A 15427-nucleotide genomic window follows, 5' to 3' on the forward strand; every position below is an offset into this window, starting at 1 on the left:
CGCCCGGTGCCGGTGCGATGTACAGGGGCCGTTTGCCGAGATGGGCCGGCCCCGCCCTTCGTAACAAGAAGTTCTTCTTGAGGTATTGCTCCATCGTTGAACAATCCTTACGCTCCCATCCAAGCCAGCGGCGGTGTGCCGCGGGTCACCCATCCTGGAAGGAGCCAGTGATGAGCGATACGAAGGCGGTGACCGCGGTGGGCTCGGCAACGAGTCGCAGTGCGGTGCTCGGCGCGATGTTCCTGATGGCCACGAGCGCGATCGGCCCGGGCTTCATCACCCAGACCGCGACCTTCACCGCGCAGCTCGGGGCGGCGTTCGCGTTCGCGATCCTCGCGTCGATCCTGGTGGACATCGCGGTCCAGCTGAACGTCTGGCGGGTGATCGGCGTGTCCGGTCAGCGCGGGCACGAGCTGGGCAACAAGATCCTCCCCGGAGTCGGCTGGGTGCTGGCGGCACTCGTCGTCATCGGCGGGCTGGTGTTCAACATCGGCAACGTCGGCGGCACCGGGCTCGGCGTCAACGCGATGCTGGGGGTCGACGCCCGGATCGGCGGGGTGATCTCCGCGGTGATCGCGATCGCGATCTTCCTCAGCAAGAAGGCCGGCGTCGCGCTGGACCGGATCGTCGTGGTGCTGGGCGCCCTGATGATCCTCATGACGACCTACGTCGCGATCGTCTCGCAACCGCCGGTCGGCGACGCGCTGCGCAACTTCGTGCTGCCGGAGCAGGTGGACTTCCTGGTCATCACGACCCTCATCGGCGGAACCGTCGGTGGGTACATCACCTACGCGGGAGCGCACCGGCTGCTCGACTCCGGCATGACCGGGCCCGAGCACGCGGACAGCATCGCCAAGAGCTCGGTCATCGGCATCATCGTCACCGGGATCATGCGCGTGGTGCTGTTCCTCGCGGTGCTCGGCGTGGTGGCAGGCGGAGTGGCGCTGGCGAAGGACAACCCGGCGGGCAGCGCCTTCCAGGCCGCCGCGGGCGAGGTCGGACTCCGGCTGTTCGGCATCATCCTGTGGGCGGCGGCGATCACCTCCGTGATCGGGGCGGCATACACCTCGGTCTCGTTCCTGACCCGCTCCACGACGAGCGACCGCACGCGCAACCTGCTCACGATCGGCTTCATCGCCCTCTCGGCCGTGATCTACCTGCTGCTCGGCGCCGCACCGGCCGCGCTGCTGGTGTTCGCGGGCGCGTTCAACGGGCTGATCCTGCCGATCGGCTTCACCGTGGTGCTCTGGGTGGCGTGGCGCAGGCGGGACCTGCTCGGCGGCTACAAGTACCCGGCGTGGCTGCTCGGCATCGGCGTGGCCGCTTGGTTGCTCACCCTCTACATGGGCTACTCGTCCCTGTCGGGACTGGGCAAGCTGTTCGCATGAGCGTGGTGGATCTGAACTCGGACGTCGGAGAGTCGTTCGGCCGGTGGGAGCTGGGGGACGACGCGGCGATGCTCGCGCTCGTCACCTCGGCGAACGTCGCGTGTGGTTTCCACGCGGGCGACCCGACGACTCTCCGACGGACCTGTGCCCTGGCCGCGGAGCGAGGGGTCGCGGTCGGGGCACAGGTCGGGTACCGCGACCTCGCGGGGTTCGGCAGGCGCTTCATCGACGTGACGCCGACCGAGCTGACCGACGACGTCGTCTACCAGATCGGGGCGCTCGACGGGATCTGCCGGGCGGCCGGCACCCGCGTGAGGTACGTGAAGCCGCACGGAGCGCTGTACAACGCGATCGTGCACCACGAGGCGCAGGCGGCCGCGGTGGTGGCCGCCGTCCGCGCCTACGACCCGGACCTCCCCGTGCTCGGGCTCCCCGGCTCGGTGTTCCTCGCCGCCGCCGAGGCGGTCGGGCTGCGCACGGTGCGCGAGTTCTTCGTCGACCGGGGCTACACCCCGGAGGCCACGCTCGTGCCCCGATCGCAGCCGGGCGCCCTGCTGCACGACCCGCAGGAGGTGACCGCCCGCGTGCTGCGGATGGTCGCCGACGGGAAGGTCACCGCGGTCGACGGCACGGATGTGCACGTGAACGCCGACTCGGCGTGCGTGCACGGGGACTCGCCGGGTGCGGTCGCGATGGCCGAGGCGGTGCGCGCCGGGCTGGAGGCCGCGGGCGTGCAGCTGCGCCCGTTCGTGGAGGAGTCGGGGTGAAGGTACTGCCGTGTGGGGACAGCGGGCTGCTCGTCGAGGTCGACGGGTTGCCCGAGGTGCTCGCGCTCGCCGACGCGGTGCGGGCGGCGCCGCCGGCCGGCGTCCTCGACGTCGTCTCGGCCGCGCGCACGGTGCTGCTCTGCGTCGAGCCGGGCACCGACCTCACCGAGGTCCGGCGTGCCGTGCTGGACCTCGACGTCGGAGCGGGCGCGGGGCTGTCCGATGGGGAGCGGGTGGAGATCGAGGTCGTCTACGACGGCCCCGACCTCGAAGAGGTCGGTGAGCTCACCGGGCTCGGTGCGGACGGTGTGGTCGCCGCCCACACCGGCACCCCGTGGCGGGCCGCGTTCGGCGGGTTCGCTCCCGGGTTCGCGTACCTGGTCGGCGGCGACCCGCGGCTCGAGGTTCCCCGGCGGCAGGTGTCGCGCACGTCGGTGCCCCCCGGATCGGTCGGGCTGGCAGGCGAGTTCAGCGGCGTGTACCCGCGTTCGTCGCCCGGCGGCTGGCAGCTGATCGGCCGCACCCACGCGGAGCTTTGGAACATCGACCGCGGTGCGCTACTACAGCCAGGGTGCACGGTCGAGTTCAAGGCGGTCCGATGACCCGCAAGCTCGAGGTGGTCGCCACCGGCGCGCTGGCGCTGGTGGAGGACCTGGGACGGCCAGGCCTCGCCGCCACGGGGGTGGGTCGTTCGGGTGCCGCCGACCGCGGGGCGCTGCGCCTGGCCAACCGGCTCGTCGCGAACCCCGAGGGCGCCGCGGGCATCGAGGTCGTGTTCGGCGGGCTCGCCGTGCGGGCCCACGGCCTGCTCACGGTGGCGCTGTCCGGTGCGCCCGCCCCCGCCGACGTCGACGGCACACCGGTCGGGCACCACGCACTGGTCACGCTGCATCCGGGCCAGGTGCTGAGGCTGGGGGTGCCCCCCACCGGCCTCCGGACCTACCTCGCGGTCCGCGGCGGCATCGCGGTGGATCCGGTGCTCGGGTCGCGCAGCACCGACATCCTGTCCGGCCTCGGGCCCGAGAAGCTGACGCCGGGGACGATGCTCCCGATCGGGACGGAGCCCGACGCGCTGCCCCTGATCGACGTCGCGCCGGTGGCGCTGCCCACGGGTGACGAGGTCGTGCTCAGGGCCGTCGCCGGCCCGCGCGCCGAGTTCTTCACCGATGTCGGGGCGCTCGCCCGCACCAGCTGGACGGCCTCCAGCCGCAGCGACCGGGTGGGCATGCGGCTCGAGGGCGACCCCCTCGAACGCGCCGACTCGGGGGAGCTGCCGAGCGAGGGCATCATCCGCGGCTCGGTTCAGGTGCCGCCCGGCGGCGAGCCGGTGCTGTTCCTCGCCGACCACCCCGTCACCGGCGGCTACCCGGTGGCCGCTGTCGTCCTCGACGCCGACGTCGACCGGGCCGCGCAGGTGCGCCCCGGCCAGCACGTGCGGTTCGTCCTCGTTCCGCCGCCGTGGCAGGAGAACCCGTGAGCCGCTCCGACACCCCCACCGCCGCGCGGGAGAAGTTCCGCGCCGGGCTCGTCACGCCGACCGCAGGCTGGTGCGACGGCTACACGCAGGCCAACCTGATCGCGGTGCCGCAGGACATCGCGTGGGACTTCCTGCTGTTCGCCCAGCGCAACCCGCAGCCGTGCCCGGTGCTGGACGTGCTGGAGGCGGGCTCCGTGTCCGGCCCGCTGCTCGACGGCGACATCCGCACCGACATCCCGCGGTACCGGGTCTACGTCGACGGCGAGCTGAGCGACGAGCCGACGGACGTCCGCGAGTGGTGGCGGGACGACCTCGTCGGCTTCCTCATCGGCTGCAGCTTCACCTTCGAGCGCGCGCTCGGCGCAGCGGGCGTGCCGGTGCGGCACGTCGAGCAGGGCGTCAACGTGCCGATGTACCGCACATCGGTGCGCTGCCGGCCGGCCGGTGCGATCAGCGGGCCGATGGTGGTGTCGATGCGGCCGGTTCCGCAGGCGCTCGTCGAGACGGCCGTGCGCGTCACGGCTGCGTACCCGGCGGTGCACGGCGCTCCCGTGCATGTCGGCGATCCGCGCGAGCTCGGCATCCGCGACCTCGACGCCCCCGACTACGGCGACCCGGTGCGGTTCGAGCCGGGGGACGTGCCCGTCTTCTGGGGTTGCGGCGTCACGCCGCAGGCCGCGGTCGTCGAGTCGAAGCCTGCGCTCGCGATCTCGCACGCGCCCGGGCACATGCTGATCACGGACGCCGAGGACGAGCACTACCGCATCCGGCATGTGTGACGGGACCTGACCTACATCGCTCATACCGTCACCGTCATGAGCGACGAGATCAGCCCCTTCCGCATCGACGTCCCGCAGGCCGACCTGGACGACCTCGCCGACCGGCTCGCCCGCACCCGCTGGCCGCGCCAGCTCCCCGGCGGCTGGGGTCGCGGCGTGCCGGTGGCGCAGCTGCGGGAGCTCGCCGAGTACTGGCGCACCGGCTTCGACTGGCGCGCGCAGGAGGCGCGGCTGAACGAGTTCCCGCAGTTCCTGACCGAGATCGACGGCCAGCAGGTCCACTTCCTGCACATCCGCTCCCCCGAGCCGAACGCGCTCCCGCTGGTGATCACCCACAGCTGGCCCAACTCGATCGCCGAGTTCACGGCGCTCGTCGGGCCGCTCACCGAGAGCGGATTCGACGTGGTGGCACCGTCGCTGCCGGGCTTCGCCTACTCAACGTTCCCCGAGCCGGCCGACGAGCGGCCGTGGACCGCGGAGCGCGTGGCGCGGACCTGGGCGGAGCTGATGGCGCGCCTCGGCTACGAGCGGTACGGGGCGCACGGTAACGACGCGGGTGCGGTCGTGTCTCCGCAGCTGGCGCTCGTCGACGCCGAGCACCTCGTCGGGGTGCACATGACGGCCGGTGTCGGCATCCCGACCGGTGACCCCGCCGAGCTGGAGGGCCTGACCGACGCGGACCGCGCCGGCCTGGAGCGGATGGCCGCCCTGTTCGCAGGTGGCAGCGGGTACGGCACGTACCTGGCCAACCGCCCTCAGACGCTCGCGTACGGCTGGCTCGACTCGCCGGTCGTGCAGCTTGCCTACCTGGTGGAGCGGCTCGCCGAGTTCGACGGCTGGCCGGCAGGCACCGACCCCCTGCTTCCCCACCTCGACCGCGACCAGCTGCTCACCACCGCGTCGCTGTACTGGTTCACCGGCACCGGTGGCTCGTCGTCGTGGACCTACTACGACGGTGCCGCCGGTATGCCGATCGACCAGGCCGTCGTGCCGACCGGCGTGTCCCACGGCGGACCGGACGCCTTCCGGCGGATCGCGGAGCGGAACAACGACATCGTGCAGTGGTCGGGCCGCGACGCCGCGAGCCACATGGTGGCGATGGTGGACGCCGCGGGGCTCGCGGCCGACATCGAGGAGTTCTTCGGGAAGCTCCGCTAGCGCCTGCGGGACAGCCCGACGCCGACGAGGCAGATCGCGCCCCCGACCAGCGCGAGCAGCGGCGGCACCTCGCCGAGCAGCACAGCGGACAGCAGGATCGCGACCGGCGGCACGAGGTAGGTGCTCACGCCGAGCCGGCCCGCGTCCATCCGAGCGAGCGCGTAGGCCCAGGTGCTGAACGCGAGCGCGGTGGGCACCGCGCCGAGGAAGACGAGCCCGGCCGTGGCCCCGGCCGGTGCGGCGGCCAGCTCGCTGACGAGGCCAGGCGCGAACGGCAGGCAGGCGACCGCACCGATCGTGCAGGCGAGCCAGGTGACCTGCAGCCCGGGCAGCCTGCGCAGCACCGGCTTCTGCGCGAGCACCCCGACCGCGTACGTGACGGCGGCGACGAGGCAGAACACGACGCCGAGCACGTCGGACTCCGCCGCGCCCGCGGTGGCCGCGCCGACGAGCAGTGCACCGCAGAACGCGACGATCGCGCCGATCACCAACCAGCGCGGGAAGCCCTCGCCGAGCCACAGCCCGGCGAACAGCGCGATGAGGACCGGCCCGACACCGACGAGCATCGCGGACGTGCCGGCGTCGACGCGCTGCTCGCCCGCGTTGAGGGCGACGTTGTAGACGGCGAACCACGCCAGCGCGCACAGCACGACGAGGGCCCACTCCCGCCGGGTCGGCCACACCCAGCGGCGGGTCACCAGCAGCCCGGCGCCGAGCGCGAGCGACCCGACGAGCAGCCTGCCGAGCGTCAGCGGGCCCGGTTCGTAGGACGCTCCGACCGCCCGGATCGCCACGAAAGCCGCCGCCCACGAGAGCACCGTGACCGCGACGGCCACCAGTGCGCTCCACCGGTAGCGGGAAGCGGGCACGGCTGGTCGCGTGGGCAGAGTGGTCATGGTCGGAACGCTAACTCCACGCACCGACCGAACCACGCGGTTTTCGGACATCGCACTGCCGGTTCCGCGGCGGACGATGATCGTTGCGAGAAGCTCGACTGCGCTGGACGAACCGCTGTGACGTGCGGCTCGTCGTGAACATCCGCGGCCGAGCGGCCCGAGGAGTACTTCCGTGCGGTCGGCAGCGCCGTGGTGTGCGTCTCGCGCCGATCAGCCGGGTCCGGGTGCCGGATGTGGGCAACCCACCTCCGCTCGCCCGCCTGGCACACTGCGGCGATCACCAAGCGTCGTGGAGTGGAGACGGAACGACGTGGCCGGACCGAACGGGGCAGTTGTACGGCGGCTGCATCTCGGCCGCATCCTGCGGGAGCTGCGGGAGCAGGCGGGGTTGTCGCTGGAGATCGCGGCGCCCGCCTTCGACTGGTCGAGCAGCAAGCTCAGCCGGATCGAGAACGGGCGCCAGGGCGTCGACGTGCACGGCGTGCGCACGATGATGGACGTCTACGGAGTGGTCGGACCCCAGTGGGAAGAGCTGCTAGACCTCACCCGAGCGGCCTCCGAGAAGGGCTGGTGGCGGGCCTACGGCCTGGACGACAAGGGCTATGTCCCGCTCGAAGCGGAGGCGACCCTCATCCGCGAGGCAACGGCTGCCTTCGTTCCCGGACTGCTGCAGACGGATGCGTACGCCAAGGCCGTCTTCGCGGCCACGCTGCACCGCAGGAGCGAGACCGAGCTGGCCAACCTGACCGCCATCCGCGGGAGGCGTCAGGAACGGCTGACCTCCGACGAGGACCCGCTCGAGCTGATCGCGGTGGTCGACGAGGCGGTCCTGCGTCGCCCCGTCGGCGGGCGGGCGGTGATGCGGGTGCAGCTCGCGCACCTCGCCGAGGCAGCGGCTCTTGACCGGGTGACGCTGCAGGTCCTGCCGTTGAGCCTCGGCGCGCACCCCGGGCTCTCCGCCCCGTTCACCCTGCTCACCTTCGGCGACATCGACTTCGGAGACATGGTCTACGTCGAGCATCCGGTCGGCGCCGTCCACATCAACAAGGAGAGCGAGGTCGCCGTAGCTACACTCACGTTCGACCGGCTGCGGTCACTCGCGCTCGACGTCGAAGAGTCCGTGGCGCTGATCGAGCGGGTGGCCGCGGAGACGTAGCGGACGGAAACGAGGTGCGCCGTGGACCGCACCGGCATCCGGTGGCGCACCAGCAGCTTCAGCAACAGCGACGGCGGCAACAACTGCGTCGAGGTCGCCTTCCTCCCCGAAGGCCGGGTCGCGGTGCGCGACACGAAGGCCCGCCGCCGCCCGCCCCACGTGCACACCGCCGCGGCCTGGGCCGCCTTCCTGTCAGGCGTGCGCTGCGGCGAGTTCACGTCACGCTGACCTCGCGGGCAGGCGGTCCCAGGTTCTCGTCGGCACGACCGGCGAGTACGTGCGCGCTCAGGCTTCCACGCTGCTCAGCGCCCCGTGCGCGACGAGGGCCCATGCGAGGAGGCCGAAGGCGACGGTGTGGGCGATGGTGCGCAGGTTGTTCCACCGGACCCAGCTGTCCTCGAAGCGGGCGCGGACCGCGGCGAGGTCGCTGATGCCGTCGGGGTCCCCGGCCACGTCGAGCGCGTTGTTCAGCGGCACGTTGACGACCATCGTCATGAGGAACGCCACCACGTAGACCAGGAGCGCGGCGATGATCCAGGGCAGTGCCGGGCTCCCCGGCATGCCCCATGCCAGCACCACCGCCAGTCCGACCAGGGGGATCGAGCCGACGAACGGCACCAGGAACACCGGGTTGAGGATCGCCCGGTTGATGTTCTGCATCGTTTCCACGAAGGTGTGGTCGGACGATCGGGCCAGTCCCGGCATCACCGAGCAGGCGTAGGCGTAGAACAACCCCGCGATGGCGCCCGTGCTGATCGTGGCCGTCAGGAGCACGACGGTCTGGAGCACTCTCATGTCGGCCTCAGTTCCAGACGCCGGTCGCGGCCGTGGCGCGGGCCCAGTCCGCGAAGTCCCGGGCGGGCCGGCCCAGCACCTGCTGGACGCCGTCGCACAGGCTCTCGTTGCGGCCGTCCAGCACGGACGTGAACAGGTACTTCAGCAGCTCGACGACGTCAGCGGGCACGCCGTCGGCGATCATGGACGCCGCGAAGTCCTCCACCGGGATCCGGGTGTAGCCGATCGTGCGGCCGGTGGCCGCGGAGATCGCGGCGACGGCGTCGGGGAAGGTGAGCAGCCGGGGTCCGGTCAGCTCGTAGATCCGGCCGACGTGACCGTCCTGGGTGAGCACCGCGGCCGCGACGTCGGCGATGTCGTCGGCGTCCACGAAGGGCTCTCCGACGTCGCCCGCCGGCAGGTACACGTGTCCGGCGACGACGGGGTCGAGCAGGTAGCTCTCGTCGAAGTTCTGGTTGAACCAGCTGCAGCGCAGGACCGTCCAGTCCGCGCCCGATGCCGCCAGCTCCTGTTCGCTGGCCTGGGCCTCCTCCTCGCCGCGGCCCGACAGCAGCACCAGCCGCCGGGTGCCGGACTTCAGCGCGGTCTCGGCGAACGCACCGATCGCCGCGGGCGCCCCGGGTGCGGCCAGGTCGGGGTAGTAGGACACGTAGGCGGCGTCCACGTTCTCCAGCGCGGGCGCCCAGGTGGCCGGGTCCTCCCAGTCGAAGGGGACGCCGCCGGACCGGGAGCCGATGCGTACCGGCCGGTCCTGGGCGGTCAGCCGCTGCACGACGCGCCTGCCGGTCTTGCCGTTGCCGCCGATGACGAGGGTGAAGTTCTCGGTCATGTCGTCGCTCCTTGGTTGTTCGCCGTTCCTGTACGACTCGACGATCGGCCGGAACGGGATTGGCAACAACGACCATGTGTGGAACGGTCGTTAACCCACGGGTTCACGATTCGGGGTTCACGGTGGAACGGCGCGACATCGAGATCTTCCTGACGCTGGCCGATGAGCTGCACTTCGGCCGCACCGCCGAGCGCCTGCACGTCTCCACCGCCCGGGTCAGCCAGACGATCAGCAAGCTGGAGCGGCGGATCGGCGCCGCGCTGTTCGAGCGGACCAGCCGCCGGGTCACCCTGACCCCGATCGGCAGCCGTCTGGAGGCGGACCTGCGGCCCGCCCACCTGCAGATCCTGGAGGGCATCGACCGGGCGATCGCCGCGGGTCGCGGCATCGACGGCGAGCTGCGCGTGGGTTTCATCGGCACCGCCGTCGGCCAGTTCCTGCACCAGGTGGCCGCCGCGTTCCACGCGGTGCACACCGCCTGCCGGGTGCAGGTGCAGGAAGCCCGCTACAGCGACTTCCTCGACCTGCTCCGCGGCGACGAGGTCGACCTCGTCCTCGTTCCCGTGAAGGTCGCCGAACCCGACATCGCCGTGAGCCCGGTCCTGTTCTCCGAACCCACGGTGCTCGCCGTCTCGGCCCGCCACCCCTTCGCGCGGCACGCGTCGGTGTCGCTCGAGGACCTGGCCCGCGACAAGGTGCTGCGGCCCCGCTCGTTCCCCGGCTACCTGGACGAGAGCCTGGTGCCGCCGAAGACCCCTGGCGGCAGGCCGATCGAGCGCGGCCACGAGTTCAGCACGGTGCAGGAGATGCTGTCCCTCATCGGCGCCGGCCAGGGGATGTTCCCGGTCCCAGAGCACGCGGCCCGCTTCGACACGAGGCCGGACATCGCATACGTCCCGATCCGCGACGGGCTGCCGAGGGAGCGCCGGTTCATCTGGCGCACCACGGCCGAGACCCACCGGATCCGGGCGTTCACGCAGGTGGCACGGGACGTGGTCGCGCGATCCCCGAACCCGCTCCAGGGGTGACGGGTCAGCGAGCGCCTGCGGTCGCGGTGTCGTCGTGCTGCAGCGAGCCGTGGTCCCGCGGGGTGGCGAGGCGCGTGGGGGCGGTGCGGCCCCTGAGCACGGTGGCATCGCCGAGCTCCCACCGGGAGGCCTCCTCGTCGGCGGCCATCTCCACGGCCCGCGCCGAGGCCAGCACCCGGCCGGGCACCGCCTTGGCCAGTTCCGTGAGCCGGGCAGCCTCGTTGACCGGGTCGCCGATCACGGTGTACTCGTAGCGGCGCACGTCGCCGACGTTGCCCGCCACCGCGTCGCCCGCCGAGATCCCGATGCCCGCGGTGACGTCGGGCACCTCCGCGGCGAGGCGGGCCGCCAGCACCCGCCCGGCGGCGAGCGCGCAGCCCGCCGGGTCGGTCCCGTCCGCCGGCGCCCCGAAGACGGCGAGCGCGGCGTCACCCTCGAACTTGTTGATCCAGCCGTCGTGCTCCTCGACCACCTCGACGACGACCGCGAAGAACCGGTTGAGCAGGCCGACGACCTCCTCGGCCGGCCGCTCGGCGGCGAGCGCCGTGGACCCCACCAGGTCCACGAACAGGACGCCGACGCAACGGACCTCCCCGCCGAGGCGCACCTCGCCCGCCGCGGCTGCCGCCCGCGCCACGTCACGGCCGACGTGGCGACCGAACAGGTCGTGGATGCGCTCCCGCTCGCGCAGGCCCGCCACCATCGTGTTGAAGCCGGACTGCAGCTGCCCGAGCTCCGTGCCGTCGTAGACCGTGACGGTCGCGTCGAGCTCGCCGTGCTGCACCTTGACCATCCCGCGACGCACCGCGTTCACCGGGTCCGCCACCGCGCGAGCGGCTCCCACCGTCACGAGCAGGCCCGCGCCCAGCGCGGTACCGCCGAGCGCGAGCATGATCACTGCGAGCCGGGAGGCCGGCACGTCGCCGTGGGCGAGCGCCGACACGGCCATCACCATCAACCCGACCACCGGCACACCGGTACCGAGCGCCCAGAACAGCAGCGACCGCACGACGATCCCGGGCAGCCCGCGCCGCGGCTGCGGCGGGTGCGCGGTGAGCACCTTCGCCGCCGTGCGCCGCAGGATCCGCTCGCTGAGCAGGTACGCCAGCGCGCACGTCGTGACGCCGCCGAGCACGATCGTCTCGCCGACGGACGCCGCGAGTCGCAGCGAGTACGGCAGGTTGAGCAGCAGGAACACGATGGCGGCCAGCGCCCACAGCGCACCCTGCACGGTGACGAGCCGCAGCGGCCCGTACAGCACCATCCGCCGTGCCCGGCGCTGCTCGGCGTCGGCCTCACCGGGACGCAGCCGGAACCGCCGCCTGCCCCAAAGCAGGCCGATGGGAACCGCCACGGCCATGTACAGACCGAACGCGACGACGTTGAGCGTGCGCACCCGCCCCGGGTCGACGAGCGGCCCTTCCGGCAGCACCCAGGCCGCGAGAGCGAACACCACCACCGCGCCGCCGAGGTTCGCGAACACCACGACGACGGCGAGCGCGATCCGGGCGGGCCAGTCGATGACCCATCGCCGGACCCGCCTCGTGCGCGCCATGAGCGCCGAGCCTAGCCCGTTCGGACGAACCCCTCGCAGGCAAAGCCGCGCCCACGTTCCGACGAGCGGCGCGTTCGTCGGTACCTATCCGACGAACGCGCCGTTCGTCGGGACGTCGGGTGCGATGCGCGCCGTGAGGTGGGGGCCCTTGCGGCCTCGGACCTCCAGCGCCCACCCGTCCTCGGTCGGGCTCGTGTGCAGCTGCACCGTCGACGGGAGCAGCAGCGGCTTGCCGAACACCACGTCGTAGGTGAGCGCGCCCGGGAGCCGGCCCTGCAGTGCGGCGAGCGCGTGCGCGGCCGTCCACATGCCGTGCGCGATAGCCCGGGGGAAGCCGAACGCCTTCGCCGTCCACGGGTGCAGGTGGATCGGGTTGACGTCACCGCTCGCGTGGGCGTAGCGGCGACCGGTACCCGAGTCGACGCGCCAGGTCGCCACCGGCGGGCCGTCCGGAACCCCGGGGAGCTCCGGCGGTTCGGGCGCGCCCTCCGGTGCGGTGGCGCCGCGGGCGAGGTAGGTACTGCGGCCCTCCCACACCTCCTCGCCCGCGGCATCGATCGTGGCCACGAGGTCGACCTGCGCGCCCTTCGGGTGCGCCCGCAGCCCCTCGGCGTGCACGCGCACGGCGAGGGACTCGGCGGCGTCGATCCCGCGGTGGACGGTGATGTGGTTGCGCAGGTGCACGAGACCGGGCAGCGGCAGCGGGAACGACCGCTGCGCCATGAGCGCGACCTGCAGCGGGAACGCCAGCACGTGCGGGTAGGTCACCGGGAGCGCGTCCGCCACCGGGAACCCGCACACCCGGGCGTACTCGGCGAGGTGATCGCGGTCGACGGTGACGTTCTCGCGCAGCAGCTCCGTGCTCGGCAGCTCGCGGCCTCGGCGCCCGACGGCGCCGAGCGCGGCCTTCGCGTAGAGGCCGCCGAGGCGCGGCGGCCGCTCGACGACGGTCGGCATCAGGCCCCCAGCATGTTCTGGCCGTCCACGCGCACCGCCTGGCCGGTGACGCCCGCCGTCGCCGCCTGGGCGAGCCAGCCGACGGCCTCTGCGACGTCGACGGGCAGCCCGCCCTGCCGGAGGCTGTTGACCCGCCGGCCCGCCTCCCGGGTGGCGAGCGGCATCTTCGCCGTCATCGCGGTCTCGATGAAGCCCGGCGCGACGGCGTTGATCGTGGCGCCCCGCCCGGCGAGCTGCGGCGCGAGCGCGCGGACCATCCCGATCACGCCCGCCTTGCTGGCCGCGTAGTTCGTCTGCCCGCGGTTGCCGGCGATCCCGCTCATCGACGAGATGCAGACGATGCGGGCGCTGTCGCCGAGCAGGTCGGCGTCCGCGAGCAGCGCCTGGTTGATCGCGAGCTGGGAGCGCAGGTTGACCGCGAGGACGGCGTTCCAGCGGTCGGCGTCCATGTTGGCGAGCAGCTTGTCGCGGGTGATGCCGGCGTTGTGCACCACGACGTCGACGCGGCCGTGCCGCTCGCGCAGGTGCGCGAGCAGCCTGGCGGGTGCGTCGGGGGCGGTGATGTCGAGCTGCAGCGCGGTGCCGCCGGTGCGGTTGGCGACGCGGGCCAGCGCGTCGCCAGCCGCCGGCACGTCGACGGCGACGATCGTGGCCCCGTCGCGGTGCAGGGTGTCGGCGATGGCCTCGCCGATCCCGCGCGCGGCCCCCGTGACCACGACGATCCGCCCGGCGAGCGGCTGTGCCGGATCGCCCGGCTCCACCGGCCCGACCGGTGCCCCGACCCGCACGACCTGCCCGGACACGAACGCCGAGCGCCCGGACAGGAAGAACCGCAGCGTCGAGGCCAGCGCGTCCGCGCCTGCGTCGGGCGCGACGACGAGCAGGTTGGCCGTGGCCCCGGCCCGCACCTCCTTGCCGGCGGACCGCACCAGCCCCTCGAACGCCTGCGCCACGGCCGCGGCCTCCACGTCATCGGCGGAGCCGACCGGGCCGAGCAGCACGAGCCGCCCGGACGGGGCGAGCCGGCGCACGGCGGGCGTCAGGAACTCCCTCGCGGCAGCGAGGTCGTCGAGGGTTCGCGCCGCGGTGGCGTCCAGCACGGCCGCCGCCACCTTGCCCTCCTCGCCCGCCTCGGCGACGCCTGCCTCCGCGAGCAGGGCGCGGACGTCGTCGACGAGCCCACCCTTGCCGACCGCTCCGACGAGCGCCGGGCCGTCCAGCAGCGGCTGACCGGGTGCGTAGCGGCGCAGCACCGGGATGCGCGGCACCCCGAGCCGCTGGACGAGCCGGTACTGCGACAGGTCGCGGAGCGTGTCCTTCATCGGGCCGCCTCCAGGATCGCGACGACGCCCTGACCACCGGCGGCGCAGATGCTGATCAGACCGCGGGCCGGGGCGCCCTTCTCGTGCAGCAGCTTCGCGAGCGTGGCGACGATCCGGCCGCCGGTGGCCGCGAACGGGTGGCCGGTGGCGAGCGAAGAGCCCGCGACGTTCAGTTTCGACCGGTCGATCGACCCGAGCGGGGCGTCGAGGCCGAGGCGCTCCTTCGCGAACGCGGGGTCCTCCCACGCCTTGAGGGTGGCGAGCACGGTGGACGCGAACGCCTCGTGGATCTCGTAGAAGTCGAAGTCCTGCAAGGTGAGGCCGTTGCGTTCGAGCAGCCGCGGCACGGCGTACACGGGCGCGGTGAGCAGCCCGTCATGTCCATGGACGAAGTCGACGGCAGCGGTCTCGGCGTCCACGACGTGCGCGAGCACCGGCAGCCGGTGCTCGGAGGCCCACTCGTCGGAGCCGAGCAGCACGGCCGAGGCGCCGTCGGTGAGCGGGGTGGAGTTGCCCGCCGTCATGGTGGCGCCCTCGCCCTTGCCGAAGACGGGCTTCAGCTTGGCGAGCTTCTCCACCGATGTGTCCGGGCGCAGGTTCTGGTCCCGGGTGAGGCCCAGGAACGGCGTCACCAGGTCGTCGAAGAAGCCGCGGTCGTAGGCGGCGGCGAGGTTGCGGTGGCTCGCGACCGTGAGCCCGTCCTGCTCCTCCCGCCCGACCTGCCAGTCGAGGGCGGTGATCGCGGCGTGCTCGCCCATCGACAGCCCGGTGCGCGGCTCGGCGTTGCGCGGGATCTCCGGCACGATCTGGCCCGGTCGCAGCCCGCGCAGCGCTGCGAGGCGCGCCCCGACCGTCTTCGCGGCGTTGAGGGCCATGAGCACGCGGCGCAGGTCGTCGTTCAGCGCCACCGGCGCGTCGCTCGCGGTGTCGACGCCCGCGGCGATCCCGCTGTCCACCTGCCCGAGCGCGATCTTGTTGGCCACCAGGACGACGGTCTCAAAACCGGTGCCACAGGCCTGCTGGACGTCGTAGGCGGGCGTGTACGGCGAGAGCGTGCTGCCGAGCACGGCCTCGCGCGTGAGGTCCCGATCGCGGCTGTGCTTGAGCACCGCGCCCCCGGCCACTTCGCCGAGCCGCTGTCCGGCGAGGCCGAAGCGGGCCGCGAGTCCGTCGAGCGTGGCGGTGAGCATGTCGAGGTTGGACGCGCGGGCGTACGCGCCGTTCGCACGGGCGAAGGGGATGCGGTTGCCGCCGATCACGGCGGCCTTCCTCCGGGTCTCCGGCATGTCGGTCTCCTACCCACGAGTAGCCGGTACCCAA

Annotated in this window: 16 protein-coding genes; 9 read left to right on the top strand and 7 right to left on the bottom strand. The window is 72.8% G+C overall.

The window, feature by feature from the left end; genetic code table 11:
• Positions 1 to 170 precede the first annotated feature (170 nt).
• The 6 genes from FB388_RS35295 to FB388_RS35320 are packed head-to-tail and all read left to right on the top strand — an operon-like array spanning position 171 to position 5569.
• On the top strand, positions 171 to 1388 hold the full coding sequence (locus tag FB388_RS35295) for an NRAMP family divalent metal transporter (protein WP_142107007.1): 1218 nt from the start codon (positions 171 to 173) through the stop codon (positions 1386 to 1388).
• The gene (locus FB388_RS35300) at positions 1385 to 2155 is read left to right on the top strand and encodes a LamB/YcsF family protein (protein WP_142107008.1); all 771 of its coding nucleotides are present in this window, start codon (positions 1385 to 1387) and stop codon (positions 2153 to 2155) included. The genes FB388_RS35295 and FB388_RS35300 overlap by 4 nt, the downstream gene beginning before the upstream one ends.
• Positions 2152 to 2757 (top strand): 5-oxoprolinase subunit B family protein, encoded by a 606-nt coding sequence (locus tag FB388_RS35305; RefSeq protein ID WP_142107009.1) that lies wholly within the window; start codon positions 2152 to 2154, stop codon positions 2755 to 2757. The genes FB388_RS35300 and FB388_RS35305 overlap by 4 nt, the downstream gene beginning before the upstream one ends.
• Positions 2754 to 3632 (top strand): 5-oxoprolinase subunit C family protein, encoded by an 879-nt coding sequence (locus tag FB388_RS35310; RefSeq protein ID WP_142107010.1) that lies wholly within the window; start codon positions 2754 to 2756, stop codon positions 3630 to 3632. The genes FB388_RS35305 and FB388_RS35310 overlap by 4 nt, the downstream gene beginning before the upstream one ends.
• On the top strand, positions 3629 to 4411 hold the full coding sequence (locus FB388_RS35315) for a putative hydro-lyase (protein ID WP_142107011.1): 783 nt from the start codon (positions 3629 to 3631) through the stop codon (positions 4409 to 4411). The genes FB388_RS35310 and FB388_RS35315 overlap by 4 nt, the downstream gene beginning before the upstream one ends.
• A 36-nt stretch (positions 4412 to 4447) precedes the next feature.
• A complete protein-coding gene (locus tag FB388_RS35320) occupies positions 4448 to 5569 on the top strand; it encodes an epoxide hydrolase family protein (protein ID WP_142107012.1) in 1122 nt (373 codons plus the stop codon).
• Here FB388_RS35320 and FB388_RS35325 read toward each other — a convergent pair.
• Positions 5566 to 6465: a DMT family transporter gene (locus tag FB388_RS35325; RefSeq protein ID WP_142107013.1), complete on the bottom strand. Its 900-nt coding sequence runs from the start codon at positions 6463 to 6465 to the stop codon at positions 5566 to 5568. The genes FB388_RS35320 and FB388_RS35325 overlap by 4 nt on opposite strands.
• Before the next feature lie 310 nt (positions 6466 to 6775).
• On the opposite strand from FB388_RS35325, the gene FB388_RS35330 reads away from it, so the two are divergent.
• Both FB388_RS35330 and FB388_RS35335 read left to right on the top strand, forming a co-directional pair.
• A complete protein-coding gene (locus FB388_RS35330; RefSeq protein WP_142107014.1) occupies positions 6776 to 7621 on the top strand; it encodes a helix-turn-helix domain-containing protein in 846 nt (281 codons plus the stop codon).
• Between the two features lie 21 nt (positions 7622 to 7642).
• Positions 7643 to 7849 carry a DUF397 domain-containing protein gene (locus FB388_RS35335; RefSeq protein ID WP_142107015.1) on the top strand — a complete coding sequence of 69 codons (207 nt, stop codon included), beginning with the start codon at positions 7643 to 7645 and terminating at the stop codon, positions 7847 to 7849.
• A 57-nt stretch (positions 7850 to 7906) separates the two neighbouring features.
• Here the strand turns inward: FB388_RS35335 and FB388_RS35340 are convergent, their stop codons facing one another.
• Positions 7907 to 8416 carry an anthrone oxygenase family protein gene (locus FB388_RS35340; RefSeq protein ID WP_142107016.1) on the bottom strand — a complete coding sequence of 170 codons (510 nt, stop codon included), beginning with the start codon at positions 8414 to 8416 and terminating at the stop codon, positions 7907 to 7909.
• Between the two features lie 7 nt (positions 8417 to 8423).
• Positions 8424 to 9245 carry an NAD(P)H-binding protein gene (locus tag FB388_RS35345; RefSeq protein WP_142107017.1) on the bottom strand — a complete coding sequence of 274 codons (822 nt, stop codon included), beginning with the start codon at positions 9243 to 9245 and terminating at the stop codon, positions 8424 to 8426.
• Positions 9246 to 9367: 122 nt separating this feature from the next.
• On the opposite strand from FB388_RS35345, the gene FB388_RS35350 reads away from it, so the two are divergent.
• Positions 9368 to 10273: a LysR family transcriptional regulator gene (locus FB388_RS35350; protein ID WP_142107018.1), complete on the top strand. Its 906-nt coding sequence runs from the start codon at positions 9368 to 9370 to the stop codon at positions 10271 to 10273.
• Between the two features lie 4 nt (positions 10274 to 10277).
• On the opposite strand, the gene FB388_RS35355 is transcribed toward FB388_RS35350, so the two are convergent.
• From FB388_RS35355 to FB388_RS35370, 4 genes are all read right to left on the bottom strand, one after another.
• Positions 10278 to 11828: an adenylate/guanylate cyclase domain-containing protein gene (locus tag FB388_RS35355; RefSeq protein ID WP_142107019.1), complete on the bottom strand. Its 1551-nt coding sequence runs from the start codon at positions 11826 to 11828 to the stop codon at positions 10278 to 10280.
• An 84-nt stretch (positions 11829 to 11912) separates the two neighbouring features.
• Positions 11913 to 12785: a MaoC/PaaZ C-terminal domain-containing protein gene (locus tag FB388_RS35360; RefSeq protein ID WP_142107020.1), complete on the bottom strand. Its 873-nt coding sequence runs from the start codon at positions 12783 to 12785 to the stop codon at positions 11913 to 11915.
• Complete coding sequence (locus FB388_RS35365; RefSeq protein ID WP_142107021.1) at positions 12785 to 14107, bottom strand: 3-oxoacyl-ACP reductase; 1323 nt, start codon at positions 14105 to 14107, stop codon at positions 12785 to 12787. The genes FB388_RS35360 and FB388_RS35365 overlap by 1 nt, the downstream gene beginning before the upstream one ends.
• Entirely contained in the window at positions 14104 to 15393 is a 1290-nt protein-coding gene (locus FB388_RS35370) for an acetyl-CoA C-acetyltransferase (RefSeq protein ID WP_142107022.1), read from the bottom strand. The genes FB388_RS35365 and FB388_RS35370 overlap by 4 nt, the downstream gene beginning before the upstream one ends.
• Positions 15394 to 15427: the final 34 nt, after the last annotated feature.

It is taken from the genome of Pseudonocardia cypriaca (assembly GCF_006717045.1).
GTDB lineage: Bacteria > Actinomycetota > Actinomycetes > Mycobacteriales > Pseudonocardiaceae > Pseudonocardia > Pseudonocardia cypriaca.